Source organism: Candidatus Anoxymicrobium japonicum (genome assembly GCA_002843005.1).
Taxonomy (GTDB): Bacteria; Actinomycetota; Geothermincolia; order Fen-727; family Anoxymicrobiaceae; genus Anoxymicrobium; species Anoxymicrobium japonicum.
In genome coordinates, this window is sequence record PHEX01000004.1 from 47,580 (window position 1) to 59,898 (window position 12,319).

At 57.4% G+C, this 12,319-nt stretch carries 10 protein-coding genes; 7 read left to right on the forward strand and 3 right to left on the reverse strand.

The features are described 5' to 3' along the window. Positions 1-6: 6 nt before the first annotated feature. The 6 genes from secD to CVT63_00855 all read left to right on the forward strand — a co-directional run bounded on the left by secD (position 7) and on the right by CVT63_00855 (position 8,833). Positions 7-1,383 carry a protein translocase subunit SecD gene (gene secD / locus CVT63_00830; protein PKQ28845.1) on the forward strand — a complete coding sequence of 459 codons (1,377 nt, stop codon included), beginning with the start codon at positions 7-9 and terminating at the stop codon, positions 1,381-1,383. Then, entirely contained in the window at positions 1,380-2,618 is a 1,239-nt protein-coding gene (gene secF / locus CVT63_00835) for a protein translocase subunit SecF (GenBank protein PKQ28846.1), read from the forward strand. Before secD ends, secF begins: the two co-directional genes overlap by 4 nt. Continuing rightward, positions 2,618-4,792, forward strand: coding sequence for a GTP pyrophosphokinase (locus CVT63_00840; protein ID PKQ28847.1), 2,175 nt, complete (start codon positions 2,618-2,620; stop codon positions 4,790-4,792). Before secF ends, CVT63_00840 begins: the two co-directional genes overlap by 1 nt. Positions 4,793-4,978: 186 nt before the next feature. Then, positions 4,979-5,632, forward strand: a complete 654-nt coding sequence (locus CVT63_00845) for an MBL fold metallo-hydrolase (GenBank protein PKQ28848.1) — start codon at positions 4,979-4,981, stop codon at positions 5,630-5,632. Then, positions 5,632-6,939 carry a histidine--tRNA ligase gene (locus tag CVT63_00850; protein ID PKQ28849.1) on the forward strand — a complete coding sequence of 436 codons (1,308 nt, stop codon included), beginning with the start codon at positions 5,632-5,634 and terminating at the stop codon, positions 6,937-6,939. Before CVT63_00845 ends, CVT63_00850 begins: the two co-directional genes overlap by 1 nt. A gap of 88 nt (positions 6,940-7,027) precedes the next feature. After that, positions 7,028-8,833, forward strand: a complete 1,806-nt coding sequence (locus CVT63_00855) for an aspartate--tRNA ligase (protein PKQ28850.1) — start codon at positions 7,028-7,030, stop codon at positions 8,831-8,833. Here CVT63_00855 and CVT63_00860 read toward each other — a convergent pair. After that, positions 8,733-9,365, reverse strand: coding sequence for a hypothetical protein (locus CVT63_00860; GenBank protein ID PKQ28851.1), 633 nt, complete (start codon positions 9,363-9,365; stop codon positions 8,733-8,735). The genes CVT63_00855 and CVT63_00860 overlap by 101 nt on opposite strands. 68 nt (positions 9,366-9,433) lie before the next feature. Here CVT63_00860 and CVT63_00865 point away from each other — a divergent pair, with 68 nt between their 5' ends. Next, positions 9,434-10,087 carry a hypothetical protein gene (locus CVT63_00865; GenBank protein ID PKQ28852.1) on the forward strand — a complete coding sequence of 218 codons (654 nt, stop codon included), beginning with the start codon at positions 9,434-9,436 and terminating at the stop codon, positions 10,085-10,087. Positions 10,088-10,100: 13 nt separating this feature from the next. On the opposite strand, the gene galE is transcribed toward CVT63_00865, so the two are convergent. Continuing rightward, on the reverse strand, positions 10,101-11,102 hold the full coding sequence (galE, locus tag CVT63_00870; GenBank protein ID PKQ28853.1) for a UDP-glucose 4-epimerase GalE: 1,002 nt from the start codon (positions 11,100-11,102) through the stop codon (positions 10,101-10,103). Positions 11,103-11,106: 4 nt separating this feature from the next. Beyond that, positions 11,107-12,312 (reverse strand): galactokinase, encoded by a 1,206-nt coding sequence (locus CVT63_00875; protein PKQ28854.1) that lies wholly within the window; start codon positions 12,310-12,312, stop codon positions 11,107-11,109. Between the last annotated feature and the right edge of the window lie 7 nt (positions 12,313-12,319).

A 12,319-nucleotide genomic window follows, 5' to 3' on the forward strand; every position in this document is an offset into this window, starting at 1 on the left:
GAATTCATGAGCAAAAAAACGAAAAACGTGATTTCAGTTGGCGTGATGATACTGATACTCGTGGGTCTCTATGCCATCAAGTTCGGCTTCGATATGAAGCCGCGCCTGGGCCTTGACCTGCAGGGAGGCATCAGCCTCGTGTACGAAGCCAGGCCTTCTAAGGGCAAGGTTCTCGACGCGGGAGTGCTCGAGAAGACCGTTGAGAAGATCAGAACCAGGGTTGACAAAATGGGAGTTGGCGAGCCTGACATTACGACGCAGGGGACAAAAAACGTTATTGTCCAACTTCCGGGCATTCACGATAAAAAAAGAGCGATCAATCTGATCGGTCAGACCGCGCAGTTGCAGTTTCGAATCGTTTCTGAATCCAAGTCCGAGAGTGAGGCCAAAAAAGACCCTGGCTGGAAAGTGACACCGGACGATCAGCGTCGGGAGGACAAGCCGGTGACGCTTGCCGGTCCTGATAAAGAAAAGGAAAAAGTCATCCTCAAGCTTGGGCCGACCCTCCTGACCGGTGACGCCGTTAAGCGCGCGGAGGTTTCGGTGCAGGAAGGCGCCTCGCAGGTGGATTTCGAAATGACCGGCGATGGCGCCAGTAAATTCGCGGATATTACAAAGGCGAACGTCAACAAGCAACTTGCCATAGTGCTGGATTACAAGGTCGAATCGGCGCCGAACATCAAGGAAGCGATTACAGAAGGCAAGGGAAATATTACCGGCAACTTTACGGACCAGGAAACCAAGGATCTTGTGATTGTGATCAACACGGGCGCGCTTCCCGTCGAGCTTACGCGCCTTACAGAGAACGACGTCACAGCGACACTGGGCCGCGACTCGCTGAAAAAAGGAGTCATCGCAGGATTGATCGGTATTGTTGTGGTGGTGCTGTTCATGCTGGTTTACTATCGCGTGCTGGGGGTCATCACATGCCTGGGACTGATGGTCTTCGGTGGCTTGATGTTTGGGTTCATCTGCGTGCTTGGTAGCTTTTGGACTCTGACGCTGGCCGGTGTCGCCGGCATTATCGTTTCTATAGGCATCGCGGCGGACTCGAGCATTGTTTTCTTTGAGCGGCTGAAAGAGGACGTCAAAGCTGGCAGGAGTATGCGCTCATCGGTGGATACCGCTTACAAGTCCGCGTTTCGCACTATCATAGCAGCCGATACGGTCTCGTTTACCACCGCCGCGATCCTGTATCTGTTCGCGATCGGGTCGGTGAAAGGATTCGCGTTGACCCTTGGGATTGCCACTATTTTCGATGTTTTCATCTCGTACTGTTTTGTGAGGCCTCTGACGTCTCTCCTGGCGGGCTGGAAGTTGCTGGAGAGGCCTGGCGCCATCGGTGCCTGTGTCGAGGCGGACTTGAAGGGAGGTGAGGCATGATGAGGCTCATCCCGAGACGCGCGAAAGATCTCAATATTATTGAACACAAGTACGTCTGGATCTCTGTGTCAATTACACTCATTGTCGTGTCGATAGTCGGACTGTTCATCCTCGGCCTCAATTTCGGAATCGATTTCACTGGCGGTACCGAGTTCAATCTCAGGGTCAAGCCGAAAACGAACATTTCAGTTGTAAGGGCGGCAACCGGGTCGGTCGGGTACGCCAGCGCGCAGATACAGTCCTCGGGCAATAACCAGTTTCTCGTGCGAGTGCCAAAGCTGGACGACGCGAAAACAGCACAGCTCACCGAGGCACTGAAAAAAAGCGGTAACATGGAAGAGTTGCTTGCGGAAAACAGTGTCGGTCCGGGGTGGGGTGGCCAGGTGACCCGGCAGGCGATTGTTGCGCTGATTGCCTTTCTGGTGGCGATCCTCATCTACATCAGCGTTCGTTTCGAGTTCAAGATGGCGATCAGCGCCATTATCGCCGTGTTGCACGACCTGGTGGTTACGGTGGGAGTTTACGCGCTCACCGAAAAGCAGGTGACGCCTGCGACTGTGATTGCGGTTCTGACGATCCTGGGATACTCGTTGTACGACACGATTGTGATCTTTGACCGCATCAAAGAGAACTCCGATCTGCTTACCAGACAGAGCAAAAAGACGTACTCACTGGTTGTGAACGAGTCCATAAACCAGGTGATGGCGCGTTCGATCAACACCTCGTTGACCACCTTGATGCCTGTTGTCACAATTCTTTTCTTTGGTGGGGAGACACTGAAAGCGTTCGCCTTCCCGTTGTTCATCGGAATTGCCGCTGGAACCTATTCGAGCATCTTCGTCGCGAGCCCATTCCTCGCGTTGTGGAAGGAGACTGAGCCTAAGTACAGGGCGTACATCAGCCAGGTCGAGAGGCGCAATATCCGCGACGCGCGCGAATCCGGCGACGCAAGCGCGGTAACGCCTGTTTTGAAAAAGAGTGCTGGAGCAAGGGCCTCTTCGGCGAGCGCTGGCGCTCGGAAAACGGTAACAGGAGCGCGAGACAAGAGGCCGCCTCCCTCGAAGCCGCAACCAAAACCCATGCCTAAAACTTCAACAGGTGAATCGGGCGAATCAACGCATGCGAGCAAGCCCGTGCCGAAGCCAAAGCCGGCGCAGGGCGGTCAGACGTCCAAGAACCTGGCGAAGTCGCGGACCAAAGGCCCCGGGAGCGGGAAGAAGAAAAAGAAGAAGTGATGACGGAACGGTCGCCTGGCGCTGAGAAGTTGTTCTCGATGACAGGGCGCCTTTTCTCGAAGAGCGGGCAGCGCCAGATCGAGAAGGCATACCGGGTCGCCTTGAAGTCGCACGGTGACCAGTGCCGGAAATCCGGCGAGCCGTATATTGTTCATCCGATCGCCGTGGCATCCACCCTCGCGGAGTTGGAGCTGGATCAAAACACCATCAGCGCGGCGCTTCTCCATGACGTGGTCGAGGACACTGGTCTCTCGATAGCCGATGTCCGCGATCAGTTTTCTGCGACGATCGCGGACATCGTCGATGGCGTTACAAAGCTCGAGCGGTTCAAGTTTGATTCGCGCGAAGAGCAGCAGGCTGAAAACATGCGCAAGATGCTCATCGCAATGGCTGGCGACGTGCGCGTCATGCTTATCAAGCTGGCTGACCGCCTTCACAACATGGAGACGATCGGCGCGTTGTCTCTCGCGCGCCGTCGCGAGATCGCCCAGGAAACCATCGATATCTACGCGCCGCTGGCGCACCGCTTTGGCATATCCCAGATCGAGTGGCGGCTCGAGGATCTTTCGTTCGAGGTTCTGCACCCCATGCGGTATGAGCAGATAAAGAGAATGGTCACTGAACGGCGTGTCGAGCGCGAGAAGTACATGCAACGCCTTACCGGACACATTTCGGACGAACTCAAGAAAAATAAGATAAAGGCGGACGTTTCAGGGCGCGTCAAGCATTTCTACAGCATCTACGAAAAGATCGTGAACCGCGGCATCGAGTTTGACGAGATCATGGACCTCTCCGCCGTGAGGGTTACGGTCGACTCGATCCGCGATTGCTACGCGGTTCTTGGAGTGATCCACGCTATGTGGATGCCGGTGCCGGGGCGCTTCAAGGACTATATCGCGATGCCGAAGCTCAACATGTACCGTTCCCTGCACACTGTCGTGATCAGCATGGAGGGTTGGCCGCTGGAGATTCAGATACGCACCCATGAGATGCACCGTACCGCCGAGTGCGGGATCGCCGCGCACTGGTTGTACAAAGAGCGCTTGCGCCGCGACCAGGGGGGCCGCAACTGGCTCAAGCAGGTGATGGAGTGGCAACAGGAGATCAAAGACCCGGCAGAGTTCATGAAGAACCTCAAGGTGGATATGTTTCAGGACGAGGTGTTTGTCTTTACTCCCGGCGGAAAACTGCTATCGCTTCAGGCGGGCGCGACACCGATAGATTTCGCTTACAGCATACACACCGAAGTCGGGCACAGTTGCGTGGGGGCGAAGGTGAACGGGAAAATGGCGCCGCTCTCCTGTCATCTCCATAACGGCGACATCATAGAGATCATGACTTCAAAGAACGCTTCCGGCCCCAGCCGTGACTGGCTCAATATCGTCGAGACGTCTCGCGCGCGCAACAAGATCCGTCAGTGGTTTTCCCGCGAGCGGCGTGAAGATGAGCGCAACGAGGGCAAGGAGGCGCTCGACCGGGCAATGCGAAAACTGGGCGTCCCGTTCAAGCGCAGGGAGGTTGCCAGAGTACTGACACAGTTTGCCGAGGATCAGCGCCTGACCGGGCTTGATGATCTCTACAGGCAGATAGGCGCGGGCCACGTTTCCGCGAACGTGATTGCCGGCAAGGCGTCGCAATGCCTGGCGGGTCATGAGAAAAAATCAGTAATGATCCCGGAGAGCGAGCCTTTGCCGAAGCAGAGGTTTGATGTGGAGGCTCGCGACGCGCGCTTGATCCAGCGCATAAAAGTTCACGGGATAGAAAACGCGCTGGTGCAGGTAGCTCGTTGCTGCTGTCCCGCTCCCGGAGACCCGATAGTAGGGTTTGTCACCAGGAGCAGGGGTGTTTCTGTCCACCGCAAGGATTGTAAGAATGTTCAGGATTTCTCACGAGAGTTAGACAGGCTTATCGAGGTCACATGGGAGAAAGAAGAGCCGAGGATCAAGGTGGTCGAGATATGCGTCGAAGCCTGGGACAGGCCCAGGTTGGTCAGGGACATTACGGCTGTTCTTGGTGATCAGGGCGTAAACATTCTCTCGGCGTCGTTTTCTTCGGACTCACAGCGCCTCTCGAGGAGCAACCTGATTTTTGAGATAGGCTCGAACACCCATCTGAAGGATATTTTCAAGGACATCAAAAAAATCGACTCAGTCATCGACGCCTACGACATTTAACTTTTGGGTCAGGCACCGTCTACCGCTAAAGCGGTAGACGTTGCCAGACCCCCCCTACGCAGTAAAGGTAGACGGTGCCTGACCCCTCTGGACGGACGATCGACTTTTAGAAAAAAGACCTGACCCCCAAAGTTCAATTGTTGTTTACTCTGTTACTATTAGGGCACATCGACAGGAAGTTCACGCGTGGAAAAATTATTCGTCAAGACGTTGGAAGTCGGGATGTTTCATACGAACTGCTATATCGTCATGGACAAAAGCTCATGTGATGGTTTTGTGATCGATCCTGGCGCCGAGGCGCGCAAGATAATCAGCGCGGTCACGGACGCTGGCGTCAAGTGCAAGGCCATACTGTGCACGCACGGCCACATGGATCATGTCGGCGCCGCCGGGAAAGTGGCGGAGGCTTTGAACGCTCGTCTGTTTGTCTCACGGATCGACTCGGGTGTTCTTGATGGATCGGCACGGGGCATAGGAGGAAGGCTAAGCTCGATGATTGCGGGGATGAAGTCGGGTGATGTGGAGCATCTCGAGGCTTCTCAGATTTTCGAGTTTGGCGCCCGCGAGATCAAGGTTGTGCCCACGCCGGGCCACACACTCGGCTCGATGAGCTTCATTGCGGGCGACAGCATCTTCTGTGGCGACCTGGTCTTTCAAGGTTCCATCGGGAGGACTGACCTCTCCGGTGGCTCGCTTTCGCAACTGCTTGCTTCCGTGCGGAAGCACGTCTGGACTCTTCCCGGCGACGCGCGAATATTTCCGGGCCACGGCCCCGCCACGACGGTGCGTGCCGAAAAAGCGACAAATCCGTATCTTCATGGCATCGAGAGGGAGTGCTGATGAAGTACCGCGCGCCAAAAGGAACTTTTGATCTCGTCTATCCAGATTCGGAGAAGGCAAACTGGCTTGTGCGCTCGGCGTGCGAAGTCATGGCTCTCTACGGCTATGAGAGGATAATCACGCCGATCATAGAGAGCGCCGACCTCTTCCGGCGCGGCATCGGCGATGATAGCGATATTGTCACCAAAGAGATGTATTCGTTTGAGGATCAGGGGGGTGAAAGCCTTACGTTGCGCCCAGAGGGGACGGCGCCTGTCGCGCGCGCGTTCATAGAGCGCGGGCTCGCCTCGCGAGGCCTTCCTCAGAAGTTGTATTATGCCGGCCCGATGTTCAGGCGCGAGAGGCCGCAGGCGGGGCGCTTCAGGCAGTTTTTCCAGGTTGGGGCGGAGGCGATTGGAAGTGTTGATCCTTTCATCGACGCTGAGATCATCGCGATATCCGATCACCTGTTCAAGCGCCTCGGACTATCCGGCTACACCCTTTTCTTGAACAACGTGGGTTGTGGTGAGTGCAGGCCGAAGTACATGAGCCGCCTCTCCGAGTTTTTAGGCGCCGTGATTCCTGCGCTTTGCGGGGAGTGCCAGAGGCGCGCTTCCTTAAACCCGCTGCGCGTTCTGGATTGCAAGAATGGGTCTTGCCGGCGCGCGGTTGCGGATGCGCCGACAATGGGAAGCTATCTGTGTGGACGGTGCCGGGAAAACTTCGACGCCGTGATGATGAGTCTTGATCGTTTGAGTATCACGTTTGAGATCGACGAGCGCATGGTGAGAGGACTCGACTACTACACAGGCACAGCGTTCGAGTTTCAGTTTGAAGGATTGGGAGCGCAAAATACGGTCTCGGCCGGAGGGCGCTACGATTATCTGATCGAGCAACTCGGAGGCCCGCCGACCCCCGGGGTCGGGTACAGTCTGGGGGTGGAGAGGCTTGTAATGGCGTTGGACGCTCAAGGCCTGGATCCGTGTGAGCGCTTGCGTCTCGACCTGTTCATAGCCGGCGCGCCGGGGGTGGATCGTGACCGCCTGCTGGATATCCTCGCCCGCGCGCGGGAAGAGGGCATCTCCGCGGACACCGATGTCATGGGACGCGGGCTAAAGGCGCAGATGAAGCAGGCCGACCGGATGCGGGCGCGTCTCGTTCTCATCATTGGGCCGGACGAGCTCGAGCGCGGAGAAGTGACAGTGCGCGACCTCGACGCGTCAGAGCAGTGGCAGATCCCGGTTGAGATGGTAATCGAAAAAGTGATCGATTTCCTAAAACGCATAATGGGGTCAAACCAAAATATGCGTTTTGTAACAGATAAATGATGGGAGCGCGCATAAAAACGCATATTTTGGTTTGACCCCATTATGCGTTTTTGCCTCCCGCTGTCGGGATCGAAAGGTGAATGAGAAGATGACAGATACGCAACGCTCAAACACACAACGCTCAGACACGCAGGTTTCCTTCCGGCTCAAGAGAGATGTCTTGTGCGGGGACGTGGATCTTTCGTGGGAGGGCAAGGATGTGACCGTGAACGGATGGGTCGCCAGGCGCCGCGACCACGGCGGTTTGATCTTTATCGATCTGCGTGACACAAATGGGGTTGTCCAGGTCGTGTTCAACCCCGCCGTGTCTGCGGAGTGTCACGCGATTGCCGGGGATGTCAGGCCGGAGTACGTGCTTGCCGTGCGCGGCGCCGTCTCTCGCAGGCCCGCGGGGACTGAGAACACCGAGTTGTCGACAGGAGCGATCGAGGTGCTGGCAAGAGATGTCGAGGTTCTGAACACCTCGCAAACGCCTCCATTTGAGATACGGGATGACATCAACGTTGACGAGAAGGTCAGGCTCGAGTACAGGTTTCTCGACCTGAGACGTTTTGACGCGCAACGCGCCATCAAGCTGAAGCACCGCATTGTCAGGGCGACTCGCGATTACCTGGACTCGCAACGCTTTATCGAGATAGAGACTCCACAGCTCTGCAAGAGCACGCCGGAGGGCGCGCGCGATTACCTGGTGCCGAGCCGCGTTCAACCGGGAAGGTTCTATGCGCTTCCGCAGTCCCCGCAGTTGTTCAAGCAACTGTTGATGATCGCCGGCTTCGACCGGTACTACCAGATAGCGCGTTGCTTCCGTGACGAGGACCTGAGGGCGGATCGTCAGCCGGAGTTTACCCAGGTGGACATGGAGATGTCGTTTGTTGACGAGGACGACGTCATCAACGCCGTTGACGAGCTTCTGGCAGGTGTTTTTGAGGCCGCGACAGGCGCCGCGATAGAGACGCCGATTGCCCGCATGCCTTACGACGAGGCGATTGAGAGCTACGGCACGGATCGCCCCGACCTTCGTTACGGGCTTCGCATGTCCACGCTGAATGACGTATTTAGAGGTACGTCTTTCAAGGTTTTTTCAAGCGCCATCGAGTCGGGCGGAGTCGTGCGTGGGATGCGCGTCGAGGGCGGAGGAAAGATGTCCCGCTCCCAATTGGATAACTGGAACGAGCGGGCCCGGGAGCTCGGCGCCGGTGGGCTCGCATGGTTCATCGTTGAGGACGATGGCCTGCGCTCGCCCGTTGCCAAATTCCTCTCTCAAGATGAAAAAGATGGGTTATCGAGCGTGATGAAGCTCATACCGGGTGACGCCGCGTTCTTGCTGGCCGGGGATCGCGGCGCGTGTAACGACATCATGCATCACCTGCGAGGTGGCGTAGCGGACGCGATGGGTTTGTGTGGCGCGGAGTTCAAGCTTGTGTGGATAGTCGATTTTCCGCTCCTCGAGTACGACAGTGTAGAGAAGCGATACAAGTCGCTCCACCACCCGTTCACGAGCCCCACGGCTGGGTCTATATCCACGCTCGACACGGATCCGCTTTCCGTGCGGGCACGCGCCTACGACATAGTGATAAACGGGATGGAGATTGGCGGCGGCTCAATCCGAATCCACCGCCATGAGGTACAGGAGCGCATGTTCCGCGTCCTGGGGATAACGCCCGACGAGTATGAGGCCAAGTTTGGATTTTTGCTTTCCGCGTTGCGTTACGGCGCGCCTCCGCATGGCGGCATCGCGCTGGGGCTCGATCGCCTGGTCATGCTGCTCGCTGGAAAAGACTCCATCAGGGACGTTATCGCGTTTCCCAAGACGCAGTCGGCTTCCGATCTGATGACCGGCGCGCCTGACGAGGTTTCGCCCGAACAGTTCCGCGACCTCGGCCTGAAACTATAGCAGGGGTCAGGCACCGTCTACCTTTCCGTCTACCTCTACGCAGTAAATTTATCAACTCCGCGCCGCGCTCGAGCGCTGATTCCAGGTTAGTTTGCTCGAGCCTTCGGGCGAGCGTCCACCACTCTTTGTCGTCGAGACGGATGCCGCGATCCTCGAGCAGCGACTCTATAACGCCGTTGACTTCGATTATCGAGAAGCACTTTTGCCGGTGGGCGGGGGAGATCCTCGCGAGCGCGTAGCATTGCCAGCGGGTCATAGTCAAAACCAGATCCGACGCGGACAGGCGGGTTTCGTTCACCGGAGAGGAGGTCGTGTCGCATGCCGGGATTCCGAGTTTTTCGAGCGACCTCAACGTTTCCGGATGAGGGGGCGAACCAGGCGCCGCTTCGATACCGCACGACTCCGATGTCAGGGCGACCGCCCGGCAGCCAAGGAGTTCCTCCGCCCGCCTGCGCAACACGCACTCGGCGATGACGCTTCTCATGATATTTCCAGTACAGATGAACAAAATACGCATCGTGGCAACGAGCATAACATACGAGTCCGCGGACTCGGATACACTTAACTTTTGGGGGAAACTCCAGAAGTCAAGGAGGGCAGTTGAAGATTATCGCGCACCGGGGCGGCCGTGGATTTGGCGCCGACAATACGCTCGAGGCGATGGAGAAAGCCGTTCGCGCTGGCGTGCGGATGATAGAGACGGATGTACGATCGACTGTCGACGGCAGGCTCTTGATATGTCACGACGGCACAGTCGGTGGCCGCGTCATCCGCCATACACCGTACGACGAGATCAAGAAGCACGCCCCGGATCGCCCGTTGCTGGATGACATTCTGGAGAGATTGGCCGGCTGGGTTGCCTTCAACTTAGAGATAAAGTGCGCGAACGCGCGAGATACAGGTGAAACGCTCGAAGCGTACGGCATCCTTAACGATACCGTCGTGACGTCGTTCAACAGAGACATTGTCCGCGAATACAAACACAACTATCCGACGGCGCCGACCGGGCAACTCTACCGCATGCCTTACGGGAACGAGAGAAAACTCCATCGCGCTCTTGACATCGGCGCGGAGTTCATCGCGCCGCACTGCAGCACCATAGACGAAGACCTGGTGCGCAGGGCGCATGAGTCAGGGCTGAAAGTCATCGCGTGGACGGTCAATGACGAGGACGAATTCAGCAGGTTGTACGGCTGGGGGGTTGACGCGATTATTACGGATCACTACTTCAAGATGCGAGATTTGTTGAAATAACGCAACAGTGGGGTCAGGCCCCAGTGTTGCGTTTTTCGTAGCCCGAGGGGTGCGACGAGTGCCACTCCCACGCGGTCTTCACGATGTCCGCGAGCCCGGGGTGCGACGGCGACCATCCCAGCGTTGATTTGATGCGCTCCGAAGAGGCGACGAGTTCCGGGGGGTCTCCCTCGCGGCGGGGTTCTTCGACTATCTCAAATTTCTTTCCCGATGTCTCTTTGACCGAATCGATTACCTCGCGCACCGAGAACCCGGCGCCGTTGCCGAGGTTGAAAACACCGCCATCGCCGCCCGCTTCCAGGTGTTGTACCGCGAGAATGTGGGCGCGCGCGAGATCGACGATGTGGATGTAATCGCGAACGCACGTGCCATCGGGGGTCGGGTAATCCGTGCCATATATTGACACCCGGGGCTCGAGGCCAAGCGCTGACGCAATCACCCTTGGGAGGAGATGGGTCTCAGGCGTGTGATCCTCGCCAAGGTTATGGACTGGATCGGCTCCGGCCGCGTTGAAATACCGCAAGGACGCGTGCCTCATTACTCCCGCCCGCGCCAGCTCCTCAAGCATCCACTCGACCATGAGCTTTGTGAGCCCGTATGGGTTGATCGGTCTGGTTGGGTCGGTTTCGAGAATCGGGGAGCGCTCTGCCGCGCCGTACGTGGCCGCGGATGAGGAAAAGACCATTGCCCGGCAGCCGCACTCGACAAGCGCGCGCATCAGGTTGACGCTGCCCGACACGTTAGTCCGGAAGTAATTGAGCGGCTCGGCCATCGACTCGCCAACCAGGCTACGCGCGGCGAAATGAATGCAGGCGTCAGGCTTGAATTGTTCGCACGCGCAGAGAAGCGCCGAGGCGTCCTCGATGTCGAGAATCTCGAGATCGAGCCCTTGAACGGCTTGCGGGTGTCCTTTGGAGAGGTTGTCCACCACGAGGATGTCATGCCCCTCGTCAGCCATTATGCGCGATGTGACTGAGCCGATGTACCCGGCGCCGCCTGTGACAAGGATTCTCATGGCGCTATAGTACCTTATGAGCGCCGTCGCCGGGCGTTGTGACGATGAACTCCGCGTCGCAGTGCGTCGCCTGCCAGTAAAGTCCAGGGACGCGTCGCGTGTAGCGCTCAACGTTCTCGCGCCTGATGAGCGCCACCACGCACCCGCCGAAGCCCGCTCCGGTCATGCGGCATCCGATTACTCCCTGCTGCTCGAGAGAGATTTCCTGAAGCGCGTCCAGCTCCTCACACGAGACTTCAAAAAGGTCGCGGAGGGACTCGTGAGAACGGTTCATTAGATGGCCGAGGGTAACGGCGTCGCCTCTTTCCAAGCAACGGGCGGCCTCCTCGACCCTGGTGTTCTCATAAATGACGTGTTCGGCCCGATGGGCAAGCGTTTCCGGCAGCGAGTATCGGGCGCGCTCGAACTCGGAGATTGTCACTTCGGACAGGTTGCGTTTCGGGCCGAGCCGCTCGGAGAGAAGGAGCAGCGCTTCTGAGCACTCGCGCCTGCGCGTGTTGTAATTCGAGTCGGTGAGCGAGCGCCTGACGCCTGTGTTGCCGATCACGACAACGATGTCCTTGAGGTTGTACGGGATATGGCGGAAATCCATGGTTCCGCAGTTCAAGAGGATTGCGTGGCCTTTCCTTGCCATTGCCACGGCGAACTGATCCATTACACCGCAGGACACCCCGACGAAGTCGTTTTCCGCCCGCCTTCCGAGCCGCATTGCGTCAATTGGGCTCATCGGACAGCCAAGACTTTCCATGCCGATAGCGGTCACCACTTCAAGCGAGGCGGAAGAGGAAAGCCCCGAATCGAGCGGGACGTCGCCGAAGTACAACGCGTCAAACGACGGCAGCTCACCGCGGATCTCGCGGGAGTAGAAGTAGACTCCCCTCACGTAATCCGCCCAATCGCCTTGTTTGCTGATATCCGCGAGGAAAATGCGGGACTCCGTATCGACGCTGGCGGAGTAGAGCCTAGCGGGAGACAGATCGGACTTCCTGATGAGCATGTAAGTCCCCTGCTCGATTGCCATGGGAAGAACGGCGCCGTCGTTATAGTCCGTGTGCTCGCCGATGAGATTCACGCGCCCGGGCGCGAAGTATGTGTCAATGGCGCCGCCGCGCCCGAACCGCGCCTCAAATTCCAGTAGCATTTTTCTGTTTTCCATCGCGTCAAACACTCGCTCTCCCGACATAAAGAGATGTTCTTTAGATGATGACATATATTAT

Excerpts from the sequence above, each read along its gene's own strand:
- CVT63_00850 (PKQ28849.1), top strand. The coding sequence starts at position 5,632 with ATGAAGTACCGCGCGCCAAAAGGAACTTTTGATCTCGTCTATCCAGAT.
- CVT63_00855 (PKQ28850.1), top strand. The coding sequence starts at position 7,028 with ATGACAGATACGCAACGCTCAAACACACAACGCTCAGACACGCAGGTT.
- CVT63_00875 (PKQ28854.1), bottom strand. The coding sequence starts at position 12,312 with ATGTCATCATCTAAAGAACATCTCTTTATGTCGGGAGAGCGAGTGTTT.
- CVT63_00860 (PKQ28851.1), bottom strand. The coding sequence starts at position 9,365 with ATGCTCGTTGCCACGATGCGTATTTTGTTCATCTGTACTGGAAATATC.
- CVT63_00840 (PKQ28847.1), top strand. The coding sequence starts at position 2,618 with ATGACGGAACGGTCGCCTGGCGCTGAGAAGTTGTTCTCGATGACAGGG.
- galE (PKQ28853.1), bottom strand. The coding sequence starts at position 11,102 with ATGAGAATCCTTGTCACAGGCGGCGCCGGGTACATCGGCTCAGTCACA.
- secF (PKQ28846.1), top strand. The coding sequence starts at position 1,380 with ATGATGAGGCTCATCCCGAGACGCGCGAAAGATCTCAATATTATTGAA.
- secD (PKQ28845.1), top strand. The coding sequence starts at position 7 with ATGAGCAAAAAAACGAAAAACGTGATTTCAGTTGGCGTGATGATACTG.